This is a genomic window from Mesorhizobium sp. LNJC391B00, assembly GCF_000502535.1.
Lineage (GTDB): Bacteria > Pseudomonadota > Alphaproteobacteria > Rhizobiales > Rhizobiaceae > Mesorhizobium.
This window is the reverse complement of the sequence record NZ_AYWI01000011.1, coordinates 49,944-74,498: the sequence shown is the minus strand read 5'-3', so window position 1 is coordinate 74,498 and position 24,555 is coordinate 49,944. Positions and strand designations below refer to the sequence as shown.

Here is a 24,555-nt window from a genome sequence, read left to right as displayed (position 1 = left end):
TATTTCGCCCGATTCAATCTCAGGTCTAGTGCAGATGCCTGAGCTTGTCGGGATTGCGCATGACATAGACGGCCGCGATCTTGCCGTCCTCGATGTCAAGCGCGGTGGTCTGCAATTCGCCATCGGCCTCCCGCGTGACGAACCCCGGCAGTCCATTGACGAAGCCGATGCGCACCAGCGTCGAGCGATTGTCGCGCAGCCAGGCCGCGACTTGCGCGTATTGCTTCATGACGGCGTCGAAGCCCAGCACCGGCGCCAAAGCCGCCGGACGCTTGCCGCCGCCATCGGCATGAGCGCTGACATCTTCCGTCAGCAGCGCGCCGAGCGCCTGCATGTCGCCGCTGCGCGATGCCGCGAAAAAAGCTTCGGCGATCTCCAGGCCACGCTGCTTCTCCACCTTGAAGCGGGGCCGCGCCTGGCGGACATGGCCCCGTGCGCGAGCGGCAAGCTGGCGGCAGGCGGCTGAATCGCGCTCGATGGCGGTCGCGACCTCCTCGAATTCCAGCCCGAACACATCGTGCAGGAGAAAGGCCGCCCGCTCAAGCGGCGAAAGCCGCTCCAGCGCCAACATCAGCGGCAAGGTGACATCTTCAAGATCGTCCTCTTCCACAATCGGCTCGGGCAGCCAAGGGCCGATATAGGTCTCGCGCTGGCGCCGCGTGGATTTGAGCTGGTCAAGGCAAAGCCGCGTCACCGTGCGGCGCAGGAACGCTTCTGGCTCGCGAACCTGCGAGCGGTCGGTCCCCATCCAGCGGATGAAGGCATCCTGCACGACATCCTCGGCGTCGCTCACCGAGCCCAGCATGCGATAGGCGACCCGCATCAGCTTCGGACGCAGCGGGCCGAAGCCCGCTGCCGCGTCGTCGGGTGCCGTCGCCGTCATCAGGCCGCCTTGGCGCTGGCGCGTATCGTTGCTGCGTCGGTGTAGAGCCCGAAGCCAACGGCGATGCGGTTCCAGCCATTGATGATGTTTATCAAAACGGTGAGCTTCACCTGCTCCTCCTCGGTGAAATGCGCCTTAAGATCATCATAGGCGCTTTCGCGGTCCTGTCCTTCCGAGAGGCGCGTCAGCGCATCGGTCCAGCCGAGCGCGGCACGCTCGCGGTCGCTGTAGCAGGGCGCTTCGCGCCAGGCCGGCAGCAGATAGATGCGCTGCTCGGTCTCGCCATTCTCGCGCGCTTCGGTGGCATGCAGATTGATGCAGTTGGCGCAGCCATTGATCTGCGACGCCCGAAGCTTCACCAGCTCGTTGAGGCTGTGCTCGAGCCCGGCGGCGACGGAGAGTTCGGTCGATGCGCGCTGCCACTGCTTGATCAGCGCAGGGGCGGCGGCGAAGAGGTCGATTTTGGCGGTCATGATTGCAGTCCTTGTGTTGGGTACGCCATCATGACGAGGCAGGTCCGGCCGGTGTGACATTCAGGCTGGATTTTTTCGAAGGTGCTTTCCCGGCGCGTTCAATCGTCTTTGATCAGCACGATCTTCGCCGGATCGAAATCGATCCCGACCATCGTCCCTTCCGCCACAGCGGGTGTGACATCAGGCGATGTCGCGAACAGTTCGACCGCCGGATCGCTGATCGCGATCCGGTATTCCATGTGGTCGCCGAGATACGAGCTCTTGATCACCCGGCCCCTCATCCGGCCGGTGGCTGCCTGGTCGGCCAGGATGCGCACGGCATTCGGGCGCACAGCGAGCATCGCCGGTCCCGGAGCGTTACCGCGAGCCGGCATGTCGAGCAGCAAGGGTCCGACCTTGACCCTGGCACTGGTCGCATTGCTGGAAAGCACCTCGACATCGAGCAGATTGGCGTCGCCCATGAAGTCGGCGATGAAACGGTTGGTCGGCTCGTTGTAGAGGTCGCGCGGCGTGCCGTCCTGGGCGACGCGAGCGGCGTTCATGACGATGATGCGGTCGGAGACGGCGAGCGCCTCTTCCTGGTCATGCGTCACATAGACCATGGTCAGTGCCAGATCCTGCTGCAGGCCGCGGATTTCGTCGCGCACCCGCCGGCGCAGCTTGGCGTCGAGATTGGACAGCGGCTCGTCGAACAACAGCACCTTCGGCTCCAGCACGATAGCGCGCGCCACCGCGACACGCTGCTGCTGGCCGCCGGACAATTCGCTCGGCTGGCGTTTCTCGTAGCCGGACAGGCCGACAAGCGACAGCTTTTCGGCGGCGCGCTCGGCTGCCTGCGCCCTGCCAAGCCCCATCGCCCGCAGGCCGTAGCTGACATTCTCCATCACGTTCATATGCGGAAACAGCGCATAGGACTGGAAAACCATGGAGACATCGCGCTCGGCGGCGGACAGCAAGGTGACGTCCTTGTCGTCGATCAGGATGCGCCCGGTGCTGGTCTGTTCCAGCCCGGCGATCAGCCTGAGCGTCGTCGTCTTGCCGCAACCCGAGGGCCCGAGCAGCGTCACCAGGCTGGCCGGCGCGATGTCGAAGCTGACGTTGTCGACGGCGGTCACCGCGCCATATTTCTTGGTGACGCCCTCGAACCGCACCGCTGGCCTGTCCGTCGCAATCGGGGCAACAGTCTTCGCCGTCTGATCCACGCCGCTTCTCCCCATCAGATTGCTGCCACAACGGCTTCCGGACCAGGCCGGCGCCGGCCGAGCCGGCGTTCGCCGACCAGCAGCTGGATGCCGATGAGGATGACCATCATGACGACGATCATCACCGCCGAATAGACAATCGCGATGCCGTATTCGCCGACATCTGCGCGCCCGACAATGTAGACCGTGGCGAGGTTGAACCGGCCGCTCGCCAGGAAGATGACGGCGCTGACCGCCGTCACCGCGCGCACGAAACTGTAGATCATCGCGGTCACGATCGCCGGCTTCAGGATCGGCAGGATCACCCGCCGCAAGGTAGCAAAAGACCGCGCCCCAAGCGTCAGCGATGCCTCGTCCAGGCTCTTGTCGATCTGGCCCAGATTGGCGAGCCCGGCACGGATCGCCACCGGCATGTTGCGGAAGATGAAGGAGATCACGATGATCAGCCCGGTGCCGGTCAATTGCACCGGCGGCACGTTGAAGGCAAGGATATAGCTGACGCCGATTACCGTGCCGGGAATCGCGAAACTCATCATGGCCAGGAACTCGAACATGGTGCGCCCGGCGAAACGCTGCCGGTCGAGCAGATAGGCCGTCAGGATGCCGAGCGCCGCGGTGAACGGCATCGCCACCAGCGCCAGGCCGATGGTCATCAGCAGCGACGGCCAGGCCGAGCCGCTGAAAAACCAGCCATTGACGCCTTTCTCGATCGAAAAGGCGGTGAGGAAATATTCGAGCGTCGGCGTGTTGTCGCGCCCGATCGATTGCACGAAACCGCCGCTCAGGATGATGCCGTAGACCACGATGGTCAGAACCAGCCACGGAACGACGGCGGCGTAGCAGCCGATCCGCAAGGCCTTGGGCAGCGTCGCCGGTACGCCGCCATCGCCCTTGCCTGCGACGGTGACGTAGCTGCGGCTGCCGATCCAGCGGCGCTGGATGACGAAGGCTGCCAGCGTGAACATCAACAGCACGATCGCCAGCACCGCCGCGCGGCCCTGGTCGTGCGCCGCGCCAACCACCGCGAAGAATATATCGGTCGACAGCACGTTGAAATTGCCTCCCAGCACCAGCGGATTGGCGAAATCGGCCATGCTCTCGATGAACGAGATCAGGAAGGCGCTGGCCAGGCCCGGCCGGATCAACGGCCAGGTGACGGTGCGAAACGTCCGCCAGCGACTGGCGCGCAAGGTCTGCGACGCCTCCTCCATGCTCGGGCTGACCCCTTGCAGCACGCCGACCAGAACCAGGAAGGCGATCGGCGTGAAGGCCAGCACCTGCGCGATGGTGATGCCGGCCATGCCATAGATCCAGCGGCTGCGCGGAATGCCGAGATGCACCGACATGAGGTTGGTGACGATGCCGGCGCGGCCGAACAGCAGGATCAGCGCCAGGCCGATGACGAAGGGCGGCGTGATGATCGGCAGGATGGACAGGCCGCGCAGCAGCCATTTGGCCGGCAGCTTGGTGCGAAGCGCAATCAGCGCCAGAGCCAGCCCAAGCGCCGTGCAGAAAAAGCCGACGAGGACTGCGATCGCCACCGTGTTCCACGCCACGCCGCAGGAGCCCTCGCCATAGAGGCAGCGCAGGCTCCATATGTTGGCGCTGAAGATCTTTTCGACGAACAGCGCCGGCACGACATTGCCGTCATTATCCTTGATGGCCGAGGTGAGGATCGACAGCAGCGGATAGGCGACGAACAGGATCAGCGAAGCAATCACGATTGAGAGCGAGCCGACGACGAAACGGTCGCCCTTGCACCAGCCGCGCGCGGCGAGCGCCTCGGCGATGAACATCAGCATCGCCACGGCATAGAGCGCAGCGCCCCAGCCGAGCCCCGGCTGTATCGGTCCCGGCGTGCCGGCGACCTGGGTAAGCAAGCCAAATCCCCAGCCCGAATGGATGATGGAAAAGCCTTCGATGGCCAGCCACAGCAGGCCCGCCGCGCCTGCAATCGCAAGGCTCTTGGGTTTGTTGCGCGCCACCAGCCAGCTCGCCAGCAGAAGCGGCAGGACAAGCGGCAACAGCCAGGGCCGGCCACCGAGCGCCAGTATGATGGCCGGCGTCGCATCCGCCGGCTGTGCCAGCCAGTCGAACGACAGGAAGCGGCCTTCGACCTTGTACCAAGGCAAGAGCACGAAGCTCGCCCACGCGGCCATTACCCAGGCGAGCGCGCTGCGTCCAGGAGCGGAACTGACCATGGAACCGGCCGCGGCCATTCAATGTCTTTCTGTGCCAAAGGATGGTGCGCCAGCTGCCGCGAAGGGCAGCCGGCGATCAGATGCTAGAGTGAGCACGAAAGAACGCGCTCAGCCGCCATTGCGGACCTCGTCGGTGAACTTCTTCAACAGCCGCTTGCGTTCGGCCGACGAGCCGTATTTGGCGAAGTCGTAGTCGATCAGCTTGATCTTCGAGAGGTCCGGCGCCTCGGGCGGCACCGGCGTGGCGGTGTTCGACGGAATCTGGAAGCTGCCGTTCGGCGCCGCGAGCTTCTGCGCATCCGGGCTCAGCGCCCAGTCGTAGAATTTCTGCGCCTCTTCGGCATGCTTGGCGCCCGTCACGATGCTCATCGAGCCGATCTCGAAGCCGGTGCCTTCGCAAGGCGACACCACCTTCACGGCAGGGTTCTGTTTCGCGGCATTGATCACGTCGTGCTGGAAGGAGATGCCGATCAGCGTCTCGCCCTTGCCGACGGCGAGCGCCGGCGCGGCCCCTGCCTTGGTGTATTCGGCGATGTTCTTGTTGAGCTGCTTGAGATAGTCGAATGCCTTGTCCTCGCCCATCAGCTGGACGATGGTGGCAAGCATGGTCCAGGCCGTGCCCGATGAATTCGGGTCGGCCATCTCGATCTCGCCCTGGAATTCCGGCTTGACCAGATCGGCCCAGCACGCCGGCGCGGTCAGCCCGCGCTGCTTCAGATCTTCCTCATTGTAGCCATAGCCGAGTGCACCGAGATAAATGCCGACCGTGCGGTTCTTCGACCTGTCGGCCTGCTTCAGCGCCCAGTCGCGCAAGTTTGCCAGTTGCGGCGACTTGTATTCCTGGGTGAGGCCCTCTTCCGCCGCCTGCAGATGCGGGTCGCCGGTGCCGCCCCACCAGATATCGGCTTGCGGATTGTCCTTCTCGGCCCGGAGGCGGGCGTAGATTTCGCCGGCGCTCATGCGGGTCATGTCGACGCTGACGCCCGTCTCCTTCTGGTAGGTGGTCGCCATCGCCCGGCACCAGGCCTCGTCGACGGCGCAATACATTGTGAGGCTGCGGTCGGCCGCCTGGGCGGCACTCGCCAATCCGAACATGGCCAGCGCCGCGCCAAGGCCAAGCCAGGCGGCGCGCAAGCCTCGCTTACTGTCAAATGTCTTCATCGATATTCCTCCCTGTCTTCTCACTGGAAACGATCTACCCGTCGTCGAGCGGCACTCCGATCACCTGGGACAATGTCGCCGCAACGCCGGGTGCTGCCGCTAGCACGGGATTGCCCTTCGCCATGCCGTCGCCGTCGAGGAACCGGTTCACACGGCCGCCGGCCTCCTCCACCAGCAGCAATCCGGCCAGGCAGTCCCACGAATTGATGTGCAGCTCGGCATAGGCATCCGAGCGGCCGTCGGCCACATAGGCCAGCCCAAGCGCTCCGGAGCCGGAGCGGCGTACATTGGCGCCGAGCGCCCACACCAGGCTCACCTTGTCGAGATACTCACGGTTCGGAATCCTCGGCGACCAGCCGAACTCCACAAAGGCACGGTCGAACGCTTGCGTCGGCGAAACATGGATCGGCGCGCCATTGCGTGTCGCGCCTTGCCCGCGACGGGCAAAATACGTTTCGCCGATGGCCGGATTGGCAATGCCGCCGATCTCGCTGCGGCCGTCCTCGACGAAAGCTATCGAAATGCAGAAATGCGGAATACCGCGCATGAAATTGGCGGTGCCGTCGATGGGGTCGACGACCCACATGCGGGCAGAGCCGATGCCACCGCCTTCCTCGCCCAAAAACCCGTCCTGCGGAAAAGCGTCTGCCAGCGTCGCGCGGATGTGCTCCTCGACCTTGCCGTCGGTTTCAGTGAGAAAATCCTGCGGGCCTTTCATCGCCACCGGCTGGACGGCGCCCTGCCGGGCATAGCCTTCCATCGCCAGTTGCCCGGCCGTGACAAGCAGTTTCCGGCAGACCTCGGCACGCCTGTCCATCTCGGCCTCGGACAGCCGGTCCGCCTTCGGATGCGCCGCCGCCCTGCTCATGCAGCCGGTCCGGACAGTCGCGCCCTCAATGCCGTCTTCGGCGAAATGGACAGGGTATTCCTCCGATGCCACTCTTGAGCCGGCTTGTATTGCACGGCTGTGCAAAGCTGTTGCATTCCGCCATGCCTGTCAAGTGCGGTGGGTGGCAATGGCAGAAGAGTTGCATTACATTGCACGGGCGTGCAAAGAATCACGAAAACAGCAGCGAGAGCGTTCGCTTGACGGTTCCGAGAATCCGCACCGGTTTTTCCAGCGCCCAGCAGGTTGCCGACCTCGCCGGGGTTTCGCGCTCGGCCGTGTCACGTACCTTCACGCCCGGCGCTTCCGTTTCCGGGGAAACCCGCGAACGGGTGATGCTGGCGGCCGAGCAACTCGGCTATCACGTCAACCATCTGGCTCGCGGCCTGATGCGGGCTTCGACCGGCATCGTCTGCCTCATCGTTGCCGATGGCGACACGCCCTATCATGCCCGCCTGCAGAAGGCGCTGACCCAACATCTGCGGGACGCCGGCAAAATGGCCATGGTGTTCAACACCTCCGGCCCCAGCCACCATGTCGACCAGGCGCTGCGCAACACGCTGAACTATCGCGCCGATGCGAGCATCGTTCTGTCCGGCTCGCCGCCGCAGTTGCTGATCCGCACCTGTCTTGAGAACGGCCAGCGGCTGGTGCTGATCAATCGCGATGACCGCTTCGACGGCCCGCACAATATCGGTGTCGACAACGCTGCAGCCGCAGAGGCAGCGCTGCATGCCTTCATCCGGGCCGGCTGTACCCGCCCCGCTTTGGTGACCTCGGCTGCCGGCACGCCCAGCCTGCTCTCCCGCGAAACCGCCTTCCTTACCGCCGCGCAGAAGGAAGGGCTGGAGGTGACCGTGTGGCGCGAGGGCCGCACCGGCTATGCCACCGGAGCCGATGGCGCCAGGCGGCTCTTTTCCGGCCGGCAGCGGCCGGATGCGGCGTTCTGCGTGACCGACCTGATTGCGTGCGGCTTTCTCGATGCGGCCCGCCACGAGTTTGGCATCAACGTACCCCGCGATCTCTGCGTCATCGGTTTTGACGACATCGAACAGGCCGACTGGGCCTCTTACCGGCTGACGACGTTCTCGCCGCCGATCGAGGAGATCGCCAGGCGCGCCGTGCGGCTCGCGACCGGCGTGCGGGAGGAGGCTGGCAGCCGCCTGATCTGCCATGCGCCCATGGTCTGGCGCAGCACGGTGAGGCCAGGCCAGGGCTGATGCGAAACATGTGCCGGTCAAGACGGGAAACGAACTGATGTCCAAGAAAGGCCAGGAAGACCCGCCAGGAGGCAAGACCGGTGGAGATAGCTGTAGGCCCCGAAATCCGGAGCATGATGCGCAAGTTTGGCCTGACCGAGGAAGAAGCACTGCGCATGATGCGCGAATGCGATGCCACCCTCTATGGCGCCAACTCCGGGCACGTGCAGCCAGGATCTTGACGGCCCGCCAGGCGCGAACGGAATTTTAATGTAAATCAAGCGTAATCCCGACCGTTAAAATGATGCGTATGTGTTGGGGTTGCGCATGCCGGAATATTCTTTCTTCATCCGCTCGATCCGGATCCGCTACATCTCGGGATTGCTCATCTTTGCGCTGGCTTCCACCGCGGTGATGTTTGCGCTCAATCGCGTCAATTCCTTCCGCCACGACATCGACGCGCTGAGCAGCAATCTCGTCGTCTTCACCCGCGACCTGCGCAACGCCTCCAGCTTTGCCGAAACCGCCAGCACGACCTGGCGCACCGAAACCCGTGACGGCCTTGCCGCCGCCGCGCGCGGCCATTCGCAACGCCTGACCAGCGAGATCGAAACACTGTCCGCGGAGTTGGCCGCGATCAAGCCGAGCCTATCGGCCAAAACGCTGGACGAACTCTCGTCGGCCGCCGTCAACGGCGACCTGTTCTGGTCGTCGCGCGACATCGTGCGCAACTTCAACCTGATGTCGGCGGCGCAACAGACCGACGAATGGAGTTCGCGCGAAATCCTCAACCAGAACGACCTGTTCGTCCAGCCGATGCTGGTGCGTGTGCGGACCGCCATGGATGGCGAACGCCATCTGGCCGACGCCTCCAGCGACAGGCTGCTGTTGTGGGCAAGCGGCCTTCTGTTCGCGGTTCTTGCCATCGTTGCCCTCTGGATCTTCCGGCCGATGGAAAAGGCGATCCGCCGCGCCTTCACCGAATCCGCCGCATCCTTGTTCAAGGCCGAAGCGGCCGACCGCGCCAAATCGGAATTCCTGGCCAATATGAGCCATGAGATCCGCACGCCGATGAATGGCGTGCTGGGCATGGCCGAACTGCTCGCCAAGACCGAGCTTAACGCGCGCCAGAAGACCTTCACCGAAGTCATCGTCAAGTCCGGCAATGCGCTGCTCACCATCATCAACGACATCCTCGATTTCTCCAAGATCAATGCCGGTCAGCTGACGCTCGATCCTGCACCCTTCCGGCTTGCCGAAGCGGTCGAGGACGTGGCCACACTGGTGTCGGCGCGCGTCGCCGAAAAGAACCTCGAGCTGATCGTGCGTGTCGACCCGCGCCTGCCTGCCCATGTCGTCGGCGATGCCGGACGGTTTCGTCAGATCGTCACCAATCTGCTCGGCAATGCGGTGAAGTTCACCGAGAAGGGCCATGTGCTGATCGATGTCGGCGGCGAGGTGGTCGACGGCATCGTCCAGCTCAAGGTCCGCGTCGAGGACACAGGCATCGGCATTCCTGCCGAGAAGCTCGAGAACGTGTTCGAGAAATTCGCGCAGGTCGACGGCTCGTCGACGCGCCGCCATGAAGGCACCGGCCTCGGCCTTGCCATCGCCGCCCGCCTCATCGACCTGATGGGCGGCAAGATCGGCGTCGAAAGCGAGATCGGCCGCGGCTCGGTGTTCTGGTTCGCCGTGCCGCTGCCGGCGCATCAGCAGGACACGCGCAACGAGATCGTGCCGGTCGATGTCACCGGCGCCCGCGTGCTGGTCATCGACGACAACCCGGTCAACCGCGAGATCTTGCTGGAGCAGCTCAGAAGCTGGAGCTTCGACTGCGCGGCCGCCGAAAGCGGCGCCGTCGGCCTCGCCTTTCTAGACCGGGCCAGCCAACTCGGTGCTGCGGTCGACTGCATCATCCTCGACTACCAGATGCCCGGCATGAACGGCGCCGATGTCGCCAAGGCGATTTCCGCCGACAGCCGTCTCTCCGCCATCCCGGTGGTGCTGCTGACCTCCGTCGACCAGGTCGATTTCGGCAAGATGGTCATCGATTTCGGCATCGCCGCGCATCTCACCAAGCCGGCGCGCTCGGCCATCCTGCTCGGCACCGTCATCTCGGCCATCCAGAAAGCGCGGGCCCAGATCGGCAAGGCCCAGTTCGTTCGCGAGCCTGTTGTTCAGCAGGCGGCACCCGTGACGCCACCCGCCTTCACCGTCATTCGCGGCCCGGCAATTCCGGCGGCCACAGTGCCTGAATCGATCGCCACGCCAAACGGCCCGATCGATATTCTGATCGCCGAGGACAATGACGTTAACCAGCTGGTGTTCGGCCAAATCCTCAATGGGCTTGGCCTCAGCTACCGCATCGCCAGCAATGGCCGCACGGCCGTTGAGATGTACCGGGCGCTGCGGCCGAAGCTGATCCTCATGGACGTCTCCATGCCGGAGATGAACGGCTACGAGGCGACCCGCGCCATCCGGGCGGCGGAGGCAGCGAGTGGCAATCACACACCAATCATCGGCGTCACCGCTCACGCACTGAAGGGCGACCGCGACAAATGTATCGAGTCCGGAATGGACGACTATCTGCCCAAGCCGGTGTCGCCCGACCGCCTCGGCAGTAAGATCGGCACATGGCTCAGCGAAACGGTCGCGGTAAAGAGGGCTTGATCAAATCGCCGCGTCCAGACGATAGCGGCGCATCCAGTCCAGACTAATCTCGTCCGAGAGCTTGGCGACGCCCGGCTTTACGTCGGCGGCATTCGGCGCCGGAACGCCCAGGGCCTTGCAGATGGATGCCAATGCCGCTGCCGGATCGCCTGACAGGCGCTCATAGCCGATGCGCAGCGGGACGATCCCCTGCTCCGCGAACCAGACGTTCCAGCCCGCGTCATAGGCTTCGAGTTCGGCAAGCTCGCGCTGGATCCGCTTGAAATCGTAGCGGGGTTCCTGCGGCGGTGCGACCCGTTCGATCTCGGTTCCGTCGGGCGCGATGTGCCAAAGCCCAGTCTGCTCGGCCTTGATCAGCGACACCGCCTGCGCCAGCTTGTTTTCGCGCGAAAGATGGATGTAGAGGATCCGGCCGAAGGCCTTTTCAAAGCGTGCTTTGTCCGATGGCAGGTCTGGGTAGATCCGGTCGAGGATGGCCGAGAGTTCACCCAGGTTTTCCCGCATCAGGCGCAAGCCGAAGACGGCTGTTCCGCCCTTTCCCGCGCTGATTGCCGCCTTGAGGTAGGCGACATCGAAGTCATGCGCGCTCATCGTATCGGGATGCGGCAATTTCCACTCTTCTGCCCATTCCGCCTTGTCCTGCCGCCGGTAGAACGAGTGCGGATCGCCGGCTGTTTTTCGTCGAGGCCAGAAGGCCGCACAGCAAGGTGCTTCCGGTTCTCGGCGTGCCGCAGATTATGTAGCCGTCACGCATCTCGGGGCTCTGTCGCTTGTCATGGATTGGGCTAACCTCGCCAGGCGCGGTGACACGCGCGCTTCGCGAAGGACTCCAGTCTAGCCGCGCCGGAAGGGATAGAGGAATTGCTGCCAGTATCCGTTCGGAACGGGATGTCCGTGAATGCCGTAGCCGTTCGGCCAGCGCCCTTCGGGCATATGGTGGGTACCGAACAGCCGGTCGAGCAGCGGGAAATGGATGGCGAAGTTTACGTCGATCGCTTCTTTCTCGAGGCCGTGATGCCAGTGGTGGTAACGCGGCGACACCAGCACCTTTTCGACTGGACCGAAACTGGTTCCGATGTTGGAATGGATGAAAGACGAATAGACGTAGACGATCAATATATACGTCTGGATAGCCGATTCATCGAACCCCAGCACGAACATCGGGGTGGCCGTCAGGCTGCGCAGCACGATGATTTCCAGGAAATGCATGCGCGCACCGGCAATCCAGTCCATCGACTTGGCGGAATGGTGCACGGCATGGAACTTCCACAGCCAGGGAATGCGATGAAAGGCCCGATGCACCCAATACTGGGCAAGGTCGGTCAGGAACATTGCCGCCAGCAGTTGCACCAGCCACGGCAAGTCGTGGACCCAGGCGCGCACCGAACCAAGGGCGCCCTGCGCATTGACGAAGTTGGACGGCGCCAAGGTCAGGTAGGTCAAAATCTGCACCAGCAGCGATGAGACCAGATAGTAGAACAGGTCCTCGCGCCATTCGTCGCGGAACACGGTCTGATCCTTGTTGCGCGCGAAAAGACGTTCGAGCGGAACGAACAGCACACCCATGAACAGGGCGTTCAGGATGAAGAAATCAAGCCCGAAGAACACCCCTTCGATGTGCAGTTGATGGCGCACCGGAAGCATGCCGACCAGCGACGCCAGCAGCACAGTGAACATCGCTGCCGCGCCGAGCGTCTTTTGCCTGCGCAGCGTCATGCTGAGGATCGCCAGGATATAGCCGGAGATGAGGACGAAATAGAGCACCGGCTTGAAGAACAGCATCTGGTGGATGGGGGCCAGATCCGGCATCGATGTAAGCGACGGGTAGCGCAGCACGATGACCATCAGCAGGGCGGTGACCCCGGCAAGCAAGCCAATCGAGCCGGACAGCCAGCCAGAACCGAACGGCCGTTTGGCGCGCGGCGTTTCAAGTTCACTTACAACGCGTCTAAGGAAATTTGCCACCGCCCCCATGCCCCGCCTTTTTGACGATCGCAAAAGCTCTCGTCGAGATATCGACCTCTTTTGCTACAGCAGGGCTCATTAATATTTAATCGCCACGACCCTGCACATGACGGGTGACTATCGCTTTCGGGCGATTGGAAGAGCTATGATTGCAACAAAAGAACACCGGCCACTATAGTCGGAATCTTTCCTGGATGCGACGGGCGCATTCAAGCGGCGTCAGCCGGCTGGTGTCGACTTCGAGGTCGTAGTCTATGCCGTTGTGGACGCGTCCATATTGCCAGCGCGCCAGGCCAGGCAGCCTGTCGGCGCGCGCGGCCTCGCGCGCTCCCAGCACCTCCAGCGGCGCCATGACGCCGACCAGATGCAGGTCGAAACCCGACAGCAGCATGCGGTGCTCCGCTATCTCGTCATTGAAGATCACGTCGTCGACAATGAGATTGTTGCCTTGCCCGGCCATGGCGGCGATGGCATGGCGCATGCCGCGCATGGCTCGCGCGCCGACCGGCCCGCTCCTGATCACCACCGACGGCTTGCCGTCTTCCAGCACGGTCTCAAAGGAAAACCCGTCGGCATGATCCTGCAGCGCCGGCGGCAGCATGTCGATGAAAGCATCCATCTGGACATGCAGGAAGGGCTCGGTGGCGATTGTTTGCAGCGCCCTGGCGATCGAGCTTTTGCCGGCGCTGCCGACGCCATTAAGCAGGACGATTTTGGCCGTCATGTCGCCCCCTCGGCCTATCGGTTGCGCACGACGATACAGGCGCCCCCGACGCTTTGCAGTTTCTGGCAGATGACGTTGGCGGCGGCACGGTCGTCGACGCCGATCCTGACGGCGTAGATGCCGCGTCGGCCGATCGGCGTGCGCACCCGGCTGACCACCGGGTCACGACCGGAAAGCAGCGCCGGAAACCGGCTCCTGACCCGCAGCCACTGATTGATCGCCGCGCCCCTGCGGAAATTGCCGGCCACCTGGACGCCCCATGGCTTCACAGTGATCGAGGCCATCGCCACGGTTCTGGACATGATCACCGGCAGCTTGCGGCAGGCGACGGGAAAGCTGGTTTTCGCGTCGAGCGGCTCGACCGTCCCGGCGTAAGCGCTGTCGGAAAACTTGTCGGCCGGTTCGCCCATGATGTCGAAGACGTAGCTCTCGGTCTCCATCGGCAGGAAACCGCCGGAATCCAGCCAGCGCGAAACGCGGCTCTCGCCGGCATTGTAGGCAGCCGCCGCCAGGCCGAGATTGCCGAAGCCGGTCTTCATTTCGGCGAGATATTTCGCCGAAGCCGGGATCGCCTGGTCGATGTCGAAAGGATCGGCCAGCCCGCGCATCTTGGCGGTGCCCGGCATGAACTGGGCGATGCCTTCGGCACCGACCGGGCTCACCGCATTGGGGTCGAAGCGGCTTTCCTTCCAGATCAGCCGGGCGAAGTAATCCTTCGGCAGGCCGTTCCGCTCGGCATGCGTCTCGATCAGGTCACAGACACGGCCGATCAATCGTTTCGCCGCCGAGCGCGATTGCGGTGGATCGGCGAGCGCCTGTCCGGCACCCAGCCCGCAGAGCAGGATCACACCGGCTTTGAGCAGCCCCCGCATGGCTTATTCGGCCGCAGCCTTGCCGTGCTGGCCAAACCGCTGCTCGATATAGTCGGCAACCATTTTTTCGAAATCGGCGGCGATCGACGGACCGCGCAGCGTCGCCGACTTCTTGCCATCGACGAAGACGGGCGCGGTCGGCGTCTCGCCGGTGCCGGGCAGCGAGATGCCGATATCGGCGTGCTTGGATTCGCCGGGGCCGTTGACGATGCAGCCCATCACCGCGACCTTGAGGTTCTCGACGCCGGGATATTTCTCCCGCCAGACCGGCATGTTCTTGCGCAAATCGGCCTGGATGTTCTGGGCGAGTTCCTGGAACACGGTGGATGTCGTGCGGCCGCAGCCGGGGCAAGCGGCGACGATCGGCACGAACTGACGGAAGCCCATGGTCTGCAGCAGTTCCTGCGAGACCTGCACCTCGCGAGTGCGATCGCCATTCGGCTCCGGCGTCAGCGAGATGCGGATGGTGTCGCCAATGCCTTGCTGCAAGAGGATGCCCATGGCCGCTGACGAGGCGACGATGCCCTTGGAGCCCATGCCGGCTTCGGTGAGGCCGAGATGCAGCGCATGGTTGGAACGCGTGGCAAGCTCGGTGTAGACGGCGATCAAATCCTGCACGCCGCTGACCTTGGCCGACAGGATGATCTTTTCGCGGGCGAGGCCTATCTCTTCAGCCATTTCGGCCGACAGGATCGCCGACTGCACGATCGCCTCGCGGGTTACTTCCTGCGCCGTCAGCGGGAAGCCTTGGCGCTGGTTCTCGTCCATCAGCCGGGTGAGCAACTCCTGATCGAGCGACCCCCAATTGACGCCGATGCGCACCGGCTTGTCATGCCTGATCGCCATTTCGACGATCGCCGCGAACTGGCGGTCCCTCTTGTCCTTGAAGCCGACATTGCCGGGATTGATGCGGTATTTGGCCAGCGCCTCGGCGCAGTCCGGATGGTCGGCCAGCAGCTTGTGGCCGATATAGTGGAAGTCGCCGACCAGCGGCACGTTGATGCCGAGCCGCTCGAGCCGTTCGCGGATGCGCGGCACGGCGGCAGCGCTCTCGTCACGATCGACGGTGATGCGCACGATCTCGGAGCCGGCGCGATGCAAAGCCGCAACCTGCGCGACGGTCTGGTCGATATCGGCCGTGTCGGTGTTGGTCATCGACTGCACGACGACCGGCGCGCCGCCGCCGACGACCACGCCGCCGACATCGACGCCGACCGATGTCCGGCGCGCAAAGGGGGAGGAAAAATACCCGGTCATGCCGGCAGCCTCTTGATCACCCGAGCGACATACGTCCACGTCGACGCACGCTCAAACAGCTATCAGCGCATAGCGCTGAGGTTCGGGCATGAGGTGGAGGAGCAAAGATGGCTTGTCAATGGCGACAGACAAGCAGAGCCGCCAAATCGCAGTAGCGCGGCGATCCCACAGACGGGTTTCGCCGGCCAACAGTATCGGAACCAGTAGCAAAAACAGGCCTCCGGCGGCATGTCGCCACCGGAGCGATAGTCACGCGCCAAGGCGGCGCGTCTAATCCTGGAAGGGCGTCAGTGTCTCGTCGGTTTCGCCTTCAGTTTTTCAATCTCGTCCTTGAGTGCCAGCTTGCGTCGCTTCAGATTCACGATTTCGAGGTCGTCGACCGATGGATGGTTCATCGCATCGTCGATCTCGCGTTCGATATCACCGTGTTTCCGCTGCAACTCATCAAGATGGGATGCAAGAGACATGATTGGTTCTCCCTTTCATGGTTTCCTCGATTGCAGCCGTCAAAGGCACGTCCACCGCAGGTCGCATCTGTGACGGCACCATGACAGTCTGCCACCATCCGGCTGCGATGTCGAATGCTGCGTGGTAGCATTCCACGACAATGTGATATGTGATATTGGCTGCGCGCCGGCGGCAATTGATGCCGCCCCCGCCCAATCATGCCCATTGCCGGGCGCCGCAGACATGCAGACGGTAGAGAATGTCCGACCAGGAAAAGGCCGATGTCCGCCTCGAATTTTCCCGCCTGAAGCAGGAGCATGCCGATTTCGACGCGGCCATCAATGCGATGATCGCCATGGGCTGCGACCCCTTGCAGATCCAGCGCATGAAAAAGAAGAAGCTTTTCCTCAAGGACCGGCTGATGGCGCTGGAAGACAAGATCATTCCGGACATCATCGCTTAGCCGACGGCCTCGGGGCCTAACTGCTCACCCCGCTATCGACAGCCGCGCCGCGCGATGGCGCAGCAACGTCAGCAATTCGTCGGTCTTCTCCGCTGAAGTGTCGATCGGCACCACCAGGCACATCGTCGCCTCGACCTTGCCGGCGGCCGCGAAGACAGGGGCGGCCAGGCATTTGGTGTAGGCGTCGACCAGCCCCGAAGTGATGCAATAGCCGGTCGTTCTGGCCGTCGCGATATCGGCGATGAAGTCGTCGAACTGCAGCCTGCGGCCGTCGGGCAGCAAAAGGTCGTCTTCCGAGACCATGTCCTGGATGGCGGCCCTTTCCAATCCGGCCAGAAGCAGCCGCCCCGATGCCGTCCATGGCAGCGGGATCTGCAGGCCGGTGGCCGAGCTGATGCGGAACGGCCTGGTGCCGGGGCTGGAATGGACGATGGTATAGCGCCCGCTTTGCAGCATGCACAATTCGGAGGTCTCGCCGGTCTCGCGCGACAGATTGTCGACCTCCTGCCGGCCCCGCCTAAGCAGGTCGTTGCCCCTGACATAGTCCATCCCATAGAGGTAGAGCTTCTTGCCGAAATAGACCCGGTTGCCGTCGCCCTCCATCTCCAGGAGACCCGCATCGACCAGCGAACGCACCAGCGTATAGGTGGTGGAGCGCGGCGCATTCACCCCCTTGGCGAGATCGCCAATGCCGATGGCGCGCTGCGTAACATGCAGGAAGTCCAGGATCTCCAGCACCCGGTTGAGGCCCTTCTCGCGCGAGCCGGAGGTCTTGTCGGGCGTCGGGCTCTCGGCTGGACCAAGCTCCGCCCGATCCGTGAGTCCATTGCTGTCTTGCATAACTGATTCCTGATGTTAGTATCTGTCTTGTACAGGATACATGTGTCTATTGTAAGAGACAATTCAGGTCGGCGACACGTGTGTCTGTAAGGGGAACTCAAACAACAGGAGGTCGCAGTGAACGACGCATCCAAGCGAGATTTTCTGAAACTGGGCATGGCCGGGCTTGCAACGGCGGGCGTGATGACCGCTGTCAGCGCCGAAAAGGCGGCGGCACAAGCCGCATCCGACAGCGTTCTGCGCACCGCGCTTGACCGCGGCAAGCTGATCGTCGGCACCGGCAGCACCAACGCGCCATGGCATTTCGAAAACGATGCCGGCGAGCTGGTCGGCATGGACATCACCATGGGCCGCATCCTGGCCAAGGGTCTGTTCGACGATCCGAGCAAGGTCGAGTTCGTCATGCAGGATCCGGCGCAGCGCATCCCCAATGTCACCACCAACAAGGTCGACATTACCATCCAGTTCATGACCATGACCGCGCAGCGCTCGCAGCTGATCCACTTCTCCAGGCCATACTATGTCGAGGGCGTCGCCCTGCTGACGCTGCCGACGGCGGAAAACAAGACCTTCGACAAGCTGCTCGCCGGTGGTTCGGCGACGCGCATCTCGATCCTGCAGAATGTCGATGCCGAAAGCTCGGTCCATTACGCCCTGCCGGAGGCGCAGGTGCTGCAGATCGACACCCAGGCCAATGTGCTGCAGGCACTGGAATCGAAACGCGCCGATGCCGCCGCTGTCGATCTTTCAACCGTGCGCTGGCTGGCCTCGCGCAACCCCGACAAATATTTCGATGCCGGCAAGAGCTGGTACTCGATGCTCTACGGCGCGGCGGTCAGGCAGGGCGACCTGGACTGGCTGACCTTCGTCAACCAGACCTTCACCATCGCCATGTTCGGCCATGAGACCGCACTCTACGACGCCGCCTTCAAGGACTATTTCGGCCAAGAGCCGCCGGCCCGCCATCCCGGTTTCCCGGTTGTCTGACAAGTGCTGGCGGAAGGGTTAGCCCTTCCGCCTTCTAGTTCGCATCCCCTTGGTTATTGCGGGAGACGCATGGGCTATACGCTCAACTTCAACCTGATCTGGCGCCATTTCGACAAGCTGTGGGGCGGCCTTCTGCTCAGCCTCGAGCTTGCCGTGATTTCGATTGCCATCGGCGTCGTCATCGGCCTGGTGCTGGCGGTCTGGTATGTCTCGGCCGGACGCGTGGTGCGCGCCATCATTGCGGCTTACGTCGAATTCATCCGCAACGTGCCGCTGATCCTGCTCGTCTATCTTGTCTTCTACGGCCTGCCGACGGTGATCGACGTCGCCTACGACGCGCCGACCTCGTTCGTGCTGACGCTGTCGGTCTATAGCGGCGCCTATCTGGTCGAGGTGTTCCGCTCCGGCCTGGAAGCCGTGCCGCGCGGCCAGCTCGATGCCGGCAAAGCCATCGGCCTGACGCCCTGGCAGCGGCTGGTTCATGTGCGCCTGCCGACCATGCTGCGCATCACGCTGCCGGCGCTGTCCAACACCTTCATCTCGCTGTTCAAGGACACGTCCATCGCATCGGTCATCTCGGTGCCCGAGCTCACCTTCGGCGCCCAGTGGATCAACTTCAACACCTTCCGCATTGTCGAGGTCTATCTGGTGACGACGGCGATGTACCTGGTGACCGGTTACACCCTGCTCTTCGGGCTGCGGCTGGTCGAACGCCGGTTCAGGGCTGCGCGCTGACATGCTGAGCCAGATCCTCTACGCCGTACCGTTCCTCGCCCAGGGCTTCGCCATCACTTTGTGGGTGTCGCTGCTGGTCGTGGTGCTGTCGCTGATTGCCGGCGTCGCGCTCGGCGTCGGCCTGGTCTACGGCCCGGCGCCGCTGCGCTGGGCCGTGCGCATCTTCTCCGACACCATCCGCGGCATCCCGATCCTGGTGCTGATGTTCTTCGTCTATTACGGCCTGCCGGCCATCGGCCTGCATCTGCAATCCTTCTCGGCGGCGGTGCTGGCGCTGACCTTGTTCAAGACGGCGCAGGTCATTGAGTATCTCCGGGGCGCCGTCGGCTCTATTCCCAAGGGCCAGTCAGAAGCGGCGATGGCCATTGGGCTGACTTTTCGCCAGCGGCTCACCTACGTCATCTTTCCGCAGGCCTTCCGGCGCTTCCTGCCGCCCTGGATCAACGGCGTCACCGATGCGGTCAAGGGCAGCGCCCTGGTCTCGCTGCTCGGCATCACCGACCTGATGCAGGCGATCAACCAGGTCATCGGCCGCACCTATGAGGCGATGCCGCTCTACATCCTCGGCGCCTTGATCTATTTCGCCGTCAACTATGCGCTTTCCTACGCCAGCCGGCGGCTGGAACGGCGCTTTGCCTTCATCCGGGACTAGCACGATGGCCACAAGCTCGAACGACAATGCTGCCCTTCTCGACATTGCCGGGGTCTCGAAAGCCTTTGGTTCGGTCGAGGTGCTTCGCTCGGTCAGCCTCAAGGTGGACAGGGGCGAGGTGGTCACCGTCATCGGCCCTTCCGGCAGCGGCAAGACCACCCTGCTGCGCTGCGTCAACTTTCTCGAAAGCTACGACTCAGGCTCGATCCGAATCGACGGCAAGGAGGTCGGTTTTCGTGAGGCCGGCGCGCGCCAGCGGCGCAGCGAGCGCGACCTTGCCAATATGCGCGCCGAAACCGGCATGGTGTTCCAGAGCTTCAACCTGTTTCCGCACCTCACCGCCGCCGGCAACATCATGCTCGGCCTCACCAAGGTGCGCGGCAAGAGCAAGGCCGAGGCGCGCCAGATCGCCGAGCATTGGCTGAGCCGCGTCGGCCTGGCCCACAAGGCCGACAGCCTGCCGGCGGAACTCTCCGGGGGCCAGCAGCAGCGCGTCGGCATAGCGCGGGCAGTCGCCATGGAGCCGAAGATCCTGCTGCTCGACGAGATCACCTCCGCGCTCGATCCCGAATTGGTCGGCGAGGTGCTGGCCGTTGTGCGCAGCCTGGCCGAAGACGGCATGACCATGGTGATGGTCACGCACGAGATGGCCTTCGCCCGCGACGCTTCGAGCCGCATTGTCTTCATGGCCGATGGCGGTGTCAGCGCTGTTGGCCCGCCGAAGGAGATCCTTGCCGAAGAGACCACCAATGAGCGCCTCCGCTCTTTCCTGGCGCGCTTCCGCGCCTCCCATTTCTGACATGGGCGGCCCAAAGCAATTCCAGGAGAAGTGTAAGCGGTTTTCCCGGGAAAAGCGCGAAGCGCTTTCCCCTGGGAATTGCGTAAAACAACAGGCCGGCCCAAGGAGAATTCTTCCATGACGCCTTACATCCGGCTCGCCGAACTCGGCCTGACGCTGCCCGAGCCGCCGACGCCGATCGCCAATTTCGTCACCCATGCGGAAAGCGGCCGGCTGATCTTTCTTTCGGGTCAAGGGCCGTTGCGCGCCGACGGCACGCTGTGCACCGGCAAGGTCGGCGAGGACGTCACCGTCGAGCAGGCCTATGAGCATGCCCGCCTCACCGGCCTCAACCTGCTCGCCGTCATGCACGCCGCCGCCGGCGATCTCGGCCGCATCGTGCGCGTCGTCAAATTGCTCGGCTTCGTCAATGCGACGCCGACCTTCAGCGACCACCCGAAAGTGGTCAATGGCTGCTCGGACCTGTTCGCCAGCGTCTTCGACAAGATCGGCGGCCATGCCCGCTCGGCGATCGGGGTCGGCTCGCTGCCTGGAAACATCACCGTCGAAATCGAAGCGGTCGTCGAGATCGCCGCCTGACCGTCAAGGGATTGCTGAACATGAAAACCTATTCCGACACCGGCTCCAACACCACGATCCGTGAACGGCTGGGACTGCGGCCGATCATCAACGTCTCCGGCACGATGACGACGCTCGGCGCCTCGATCATCGTTCCCGAGGCGATCAGCGCCATGGCCGAGATCGCCTCGCAATGGGTGGAGATGGACGATCTGCAGCGCGCCGCAAGCGTGATCACCGCCCGCCTCACCGGCGGCGAGGCCGGCTTCATCACCGCCTGCTGCGCCTCAGGCATCACAATGGCGATCGCCGGGGCAATGACCGGCACCAATTTGCTGGCGATCGAACGGCTGCCCGACGACACCGAAGGCCTGAAGTCCGAAGTCGTCATCCAGCTTGGCCATATCGTCAATTACGGCGCACCGATCGACCAGTCGATCCGCGTTGCCGGCGCCAAGGTCATTCCGGCCGGCACGGTCAGCGTCACGCAGGATTATCATGTGCGCGAGGCTATCAACGAGCGCACCGTGGCGGCGCTCTACGTCGTGGCGCACCACACCGTGCAATACGGCATGCTTTCCCTCGAGGAATTCTGCGATATCTGCCACGCCAGGGGCGTGCCGGTGATCGTCGACGCGGCTTCCGAATATGACCTGCGCAGCTTCCTGGCGCGCGGCGCCGACATCGTCGTCTACAGCGGCCACAAATTCCTTTCGGGGCCGACCAGCGGCATCGTCGCCGGCCGCAAGGATCTCGTCCGCGCCGCCTATCTGCAAAACCGTGGCGTCGCCCGCGCCATGAAGGTCGGCAAGGAAAGCATCGCCGGCACGATGGCGGCGCTCGAAGCCTGGGAAAAGCGCGACCATGCCGGCATCCGCCGACGCGAGGAAGCGGCGCTCAATCTATGGAGGGATTCGCTGCAGGGAATACCCGGCATCGTCGCAAACATCATTCCCGACCCGACCGCCAATCCACTTGACCGGCTGCAGATCTTCGTCTCGTCCGAAAGTCGCTTCAATGCCGCCGGCCTCGCCTCGGCATTGGCGGCAGGATCGCCGCCCATCATCGTGCGCAACCACGAGGTCGAGCGTGGCCATTTCTTCCTCGACCCGTGCAACCTGCACCCAGGCGAGGCCGAGATCGTCGCCGAACGCCTCCGCGCCGTGCTCACCGCGGCCGACAGGCCGGCGGATGCGATGAGACAGCCGCGAAAGGATTCATCCGGCGCCCTGCGCTGGCCGGACTAGGCTGCGGCGGCCGCCATCCTTGCGGGCCAGCCCGAATTCCGCTAAGGCGCGCCTTTACCGCCGGGAGCATGCGCTTGACCGACCACCGCGCCGACGTCGCCATCATCATGGGCAGCCAGTCCGACTGGGCGACGATGCGCCACGCCGCCGAAACGCTGGAGGCGCTGGGCATTCCGCACAAGCGGCTGATCGTCTCCGCCCACCGCACCCCGGACCGCCTCTATGATTTCGCCAAAGGCGCCAAGGCGGCCGGCTACAAGGTGATCATCGCCGGCGCCGGCGGCGCCGCCCACCTGCCCGGCATGACGGCGGCGATGACGCCGCTGCCGGTGTTCGGCGTGCCGGTCGAATCGAAGGCGCTGTCAGGCCAGGATTCGCTGCTCTCCATCGTCCAGATGCCGGCCGGCATTCCGGTCGGCACGCTTGCCATCGGTAAGGCGGGTGCGGCCAACGCCGCCCTTCTGGCGGCCGCCGTGCTGGCGCTACACGACGAAGAACTTGCCGCCCGCCTGGATGCCTGGCGCACCGCCCAAACCGCCAGGGTCGCCACCGAACCGACGGACGCGCCGTGAGCCTGCCCGCGGGATCGAGCATCGGCATCATCGGCGGCGGCCAGCTCGGCCGCATGCTGGCTGTTGCCGCAGCGCGCCTCGGCTACCGCACAATTATCCTCGAACCGCAGGCCGATTGCCCGGCGGCTCAGGTCGCCAACCGCCAGATCACCGCCGCCTATGACGATGCGGACGCCCTTGCCGAACTGGCGGCAGTCAGCGCCGTCGTCACCTACGAATTCGAGAATGTGCCGGTAGCGGCTGCCGGCGCGCTCGCCGCCAAGGTCCCGGTCTATCCGCCGCCCAGGGCGTTGGAAGTCGCCCAGGACCGGGTGGCGGAGAAGCTATTCCTTAACAGCATCGGCATCAGGACAGCGGATTTCCGCTCCGTCGACAATGACGACGAACTGACGGCGGCGCTGAGAGAGTTCGGTGGCAGCGGCATCTTGAAAACCCGCCGCATGGGCTATGACGGCAAGGGCCAGCGCGTCTTCCGCAACATGGAGACGGGCGGCTTTGCCGGCACATGCGAGACCATGGGCAATGTGCCGCTGATCCTCGAATCCTTCGTCGCTTTCGAGCGCGAAATCTCGGTCATCGCCGCGCGCGGGTTGGACGGCGCGGTCGCCGCCTACGATCCGGCTGAGAACGTCCACCGCGACGGCATCCTGCATACCTCGACCCTGCCGGCCCAGATCAGGCTGGAGACGGCGGCGACGGCACAGGGGTCGGCAGCGAAAATCCTGTCGGCCCTCGACTATGTCGGCGTCATCGGCGTCGAGTTCTTCGTTCTTGCCGATGGCACGCTGCTGGCCAACGAAATGGCGCCGCGCGTGCACAATTCCGGCCACTGGACGGAAGCCGCCTGCATCGTTTCGCAATTCGAGCAGCATATCCGCGCCATTGCCGGCCTGCCGCTGGGCAACCCTGGCCGGCATTCAAACTGCGTCATGGAAAACCTGATCGGCGACGATGTGCTGCGCGTACCCGCTTTGCTCGCCGAGCCCGATCTGATGCTGCATCTCTACGGCAAGGCGGAAGCGCGCCCAGGCCGCAAGATGGGCCATTTCACGCGCATCAGCCGCCGTAGCTAAGCCATTCCGGCACTTTGCGCGAGGGCGTGGCTCGAGCCCTATTGCAGCTCGTCGTTCAGATCTCCGTCCTCGTCGGGGCTGGCGCAACTCGCATCGCCTTCCCTACAATTGGCGCCCGCGGTGAGCTGTTTGATGCGCTGGTCCGTCAGTTCGGTCAGGCATTGTGAAACCTCCATCGGATGGATGGAGCCGCCCTCGCTGTCTGTCGTCGTATAGCCGCATTCGGCGTCGCGGAAGGCGATCCAGGCGCGTTGCGCGACCTGCAGCAGCTTCCTGCCCTTGTCGTCGTTGCGACCGACGAGATCCTTGTAGGCCTGGTTGAGCTTGGCATCGGCCGCCCGATAGTCCTCGCCGGCGCAGATGTTCATCATCTGCTGGCTGTCGTCGTTGCGGTCGCATTCCTGCGCCTGCGCGATGGAGGCGGCTGCCAGAACGGCAAGGCTCGCGGACACAAACAACAGGCGCATAGAGGTCTCCAAATCGGCTTGCGGGTGCCGCACCATTCCAGCCCGCCTTCGGCCGCGCAATGGCGTGGAGCCGAGATGGCGGATATTTGATGGCCAAAGCCATTCTCGGCCTCTATCCAGCACGCTTGCGGTTGACACGGGCAAGGCTCCTCGTTTATGAGCCACCGCAAGTTCAAAGGCGCGCTTTTCAGGCGCGCCTTAATAATTCGGCCCGGACAGGGC

General features: G+C 63.8%; 24 protein-coding genes and 1 pseudogene. 11 read left to right on the top strand and 14 right to left on the bottom strand.

Features of this window, described 5'->3' with window-relative positions; genetic code table 11:
- Positions 1 to 25 precede the first annotated feature (25 nt).
- The 6 genes from X750_RS141345 to X750_RS141370 all read right to left on the bottom strand — a co-directional run bounded on the left by X750_RS141345 (position 26) and on the right by X750_RS141370 (position 6,788).
- Positions 26 to 883 (bottom strand): sigma-70 family RNA polymerase sigma factor, encoded by an 858-nt coding sequence (locus X750_RS141345; RefSeq protein ID WP_023748326.1) that lies wholly within the window; start codon positions 881 to 883, stop codon positions 26 to 28.
- Positions 883 to 1,356, bottom strand: a complete 474-nt coding sequence (locus X750_RS141350) for a carboxymuconolactone decarboxylase family protein (protein WP_023673089.1) — start codon at positions 1,354 to 1,356, stop codon at positions 883 to 885. The genes X750_RS141345 and X750_RS141350 overlap by 1 nt, the downstream gene beginning before the upstream one ends.
- A 98-nt stretch (positions 1,357 to 1,454) precedes the next feature.
- Positions 1,455 to 2,528, bottom strand: coding sequence for an ABC transporter ATP-binding protein (locus tag X750_RS141355; protein ID WP_023748325.1), 1,074 nt, complete (start codon positions 2,526 to 2,528; stop codon positions 1,455 to 1,457).
- A gap of 44 nt (positions 2,529 to 2,572) precedes the next feature.
- Complete coding sequence (locus tag X750_RS141360; RefSeq protein ID WP_023748324.1) at positions 2,573 to 4,717, bottom strand: iron ABC transporter permease; 2,145 nt, start codon at positions 4,715 to 4,717, stop codon at positions 2,573 to 2,575.
- Positions 4,718 to 4,867: 150 nt separating this feature from the next.
- The gene (locus X750_RS141365; protein ID WP_031243336.1) at positions 4,868 to 5,920 is read right to left on the bottom strand and encodes an ABC transporter substrate-binding protein; all 1,053 of its coding nucleotides are present in this window, start codon (positions 5,918 to 5,920) and stop codon (positions 4,868 to 4,870) included.
- Between the two features lie 34 nt (positions 5,921 to 5,954).
- Complete coding sequence (locus tag X750_RS141370) at positions 5,955 to 6,788, bottom strand: inositol monophosphatase (RefSeq protein ID WP_031198040.1); 834 nt, start codon at positions 6,786 to 6,788, stop codon at positions 5,955 to 5,957.
- Between the two features lie 218 nt (positions 6,789 to 7,006).
- On the opposite strand from X750_RS141370, the gene X750_RS141375 reads away from it, so the two are divergent.
- Both X750_RS141375 and X750_RS141380 read left to right on the top strand, forming a co-directional pair.
- On the top strand, positions 7,007 to 8,026 hold the full coding sequence (locus tag X750_RS141375) for a substrate-binding domain-containing protein (protein WP_031243333.1): 1,020 nt from the start codon (positions 7,007 to 7,009) through the stop codon (positions 8,024 to 8,026).
- Between the two features lie 306 nt (positions 8,027 to 8,332).
- Positions 8,333 to 10,675 (top strand): response regulator, encoded by a 2,343-nt coding sequence (locus X750_RS141380; RefSeq protein WP_023748320.1) that lies wholly within the window; start codon positions 8,333 to 8,335, stop codon positions 10,673 to 10,675.
- On the opposite strand, the pseudogene X750_RS01000000163290 reads toward X750_RS141380, so the two are convergent.
- The 6 genes and pseudogenes from X750_RS01000000163290 to X750_RS141400 all read right to left on the bottom strand — a co-directional run.
- A pseudogene (locus tag X750_RS01000000163290) lies at positions 10,676 to 11,290 on the bottom strand (Stf0 family sulfotransferase); the annotation flags it as partial. It lies immediately after the preceding gene.
- A 219-nt stretch (positions 11,291 to 11,509) separates the two neighbouring features.
- Positions 11,510 to 12,640 (bottom strand): sterol desaturase family protein, encoded by a 1,131-nt coding sequence (locus X750_RS0133505; RefSeq protein ID WP_031196079.1) that lies wholly within the window; start codon positions 12,638 to 12,640, stop codon positions 11,510 to 11,512.
- Positions 12,641 to 12,812: 172 nt separating this feature from the next.
- Positions 12,813 to 13,364 (bottom strand): chloramphenicol phosphotransferase, encoded by a 552-nt coding sequence (locus X750_RS141385; RefSeq protein ID WP_023684021.1) that lies wholly within the window; start codon positions 13,362 to 13,364, stop codon positions 12,813 to 12,815.
- Positions 13,365 to 13,378: 14 nt separating this feature from the next.
- Positions 13,379 to 14,236, bottom strand: a complete 858-nt coding sequence (locus X750_RS141390) for a lytic transglycosylase domain-containing protein (protein WP_023748319.1) — start codon at positions 14,234 to 14,236, stop codon at positions 13,379 to 13,381.
- A gap of 3 nt (positions 14,237 to 14,239) precedes the next feature.
- Entirely contained in the window at positions 14,240 to 15,493 is a 1,254-nt protein-coding gene (gene ispG, locus X750_RS141395) for a flavodoxin-dependent (E)-4-hydroxy-3-methylbut-2-enyl-diphosphate synthase (protein ID WP_023684023.1), read from the bottom strand.
- A gap of 287 nt (positions 15,494 to 15,780) precedes the next feature.
- A complete protein-coding gene (locus tag X750_RS141400; protein WP_023684024.1) occupies positions 15,781 to 15,960 on the bottom strand; it encodes a YdcH family protein in 180 nt (59 codons plus the stop codon).
- Positions 15,961 to 16,199: 239 nt separating this feature from the next.
- Here X750_RS141400 and X750_RS141405 point away from each other — a divergent pair, with 239 nt between their 5' ends.
- The gene (locus tag X750_RS141405) at positions 16,200 to 16,403 is read left to right on the top strand and encodes a YdcH family protein (protein WP_023673103.1); all 204 of its coding nucleotides are present in this window, start codon (positions 16,200 to 16,202) and stop codon (positions 16,401 to 16,403) included.
- A 24-nt stretch (positions 16,404 to 16,427) separates the two neighbouring features.
- Here X750_RS141405 and X750_RS141410 read toward each other — a convergent pair whose 3' ends face one another.
- Positions 16,428 to 17,243 carry an IclR family transcriptional regulator gene (locus X750_RS141410; protein ID WP_023684025.1) on the bottom strand — a complete coding sequence of 272 codons (816 nt, stop codon included), beginning with the start codon at positions 17,241 to 17,243 and terminating at the stop codon, positions 16,428 to 16,430.
- A 156-nt stretch (positions 17,244 to 17,399) separates the two neighbouring features.
- Here X750_RS141410 and X750_RS141415 point away from each other — a divergent pair, with 156 nt between their 5' ends.
- The 8 genes from X750_RS141415 (at position 17,400) to X750_RS141450 (ending at position 23,866) form a co-directional block, all read left to right on the top strand.
- A complete protein-coding gene (locus X750_RS141415; RefSeq protein ID WP_023673105.1) occupies positions 17,400 to 18,230 on the top strand; it encodes a transporter substrate-binding domain-containing protein in 831 nt (276 codons plus the stop codon).
- A gap of 69 nt (positions 18,231 to 18,299) precedes the next feature.
- Positions 18,300 to 18,965 carry an amino acid ABC transporter permease gene (locus X750_RS141420; protein WP_023693641.1) on the top strand — a complete coding sequence of 222 codons (666 nt, stop codon included), beginning with the start codon at positions 18,300 to 18,302 and terminating at the stop codon, positions 18,963 to 18,965.
- A gap of 1 nt (position 18,966) precedes the next feature.
- A complete protein-coding gene (locus tag X750_RS141425) occupies positions 18,967 to 19,617 on the top strand; it encodes an amino acid ABC transporter permease (protein WP_023684027.1) in 651 nt (216 codons plus the stop codon).
- A 4-nt stretch (positions 19,618 to 19,621) separates the two neighbouring features.
- Complete coding sequence (locus X750_RS141430; protein WP_023673108.1) at positions 19,622 to 20,416, top strand: amino acid ABC transporter ATP-binding protein; 795 nt, start codon at positions 19,622 to 19,624, stop codon at positions 20,414 to 20,416.
- 117 nt (positions 20,417 to 20,533) lie between these two features.
- Positions 20,534 to 20,995, top strand: a complete 462-nt coding sequence (locus tag X750_RS141435) for a RidA family protein (protein ID WP_023673109.1) — start codon at positions 20,534 to 20,536, stop codon at positions 20,993 to 20,995.
- A 20-nt stretch (positions 20,996 to 21,015) separates the two neighbouring features.
- The gene (locus tag X750_RS141440; RefSeq protein ID WP_031200643.1) at positions 21,016 to 22,221 is read left to right on the top strand and encodes an aminotransferase class V-fold PLP-dependent enzyme; all 1,206 of its coding nucleotides are present in this window, start codon (positions 21,016 to 21,018) and stop codon (positions 22,219 to 22,221) included.
- A 74-nt stretch (positions 22,222 to 22,295) separates the two neighbouring features.
- Entirely contained in the window at positions 22,296 to 22,793 is a 498-nt protein-coding gene (gene purE, locus X750_RS141445) for a 5-(carboxyamino)imidazole ribonucleotide mutase (RefSeq protein WP_023706267.1), read from the top strand.
- Complete coding sequence (locus X750_RS141450) at positions 22,790 to 23,866, top strand: 5-(carboxyamino)imidazole ribonucleotide synthase (protein ID WP_023733032.1); 1,077 nt, start codon at positions 22,790 to 22,792, stop codon at positions 23,864 to 23,866. The genes purE and X750_RS141450 overlap by 4 nt, the downstream gene beginning before the upstream one ends.
- A gap of 38 nt (positions 23,867 to 23,904) precedes the next feature.
- On the opposite strand, the gene X750_RS141455 is transcribed toward X750_RS141450, so the two are convergent.
- A complete protein-coding gene (locus X750_RS141455; protein ID WP_023706265.1) occupies positions 23,905 to 24,333 on the bottom strand; it encodes a lysozyme inhibitor LprI family protein in 429 nt (142 codons plus the stop codon).
- Between the last annotated feature and the right edge of the window lie 222 nt (positions 24,334 to 24,555).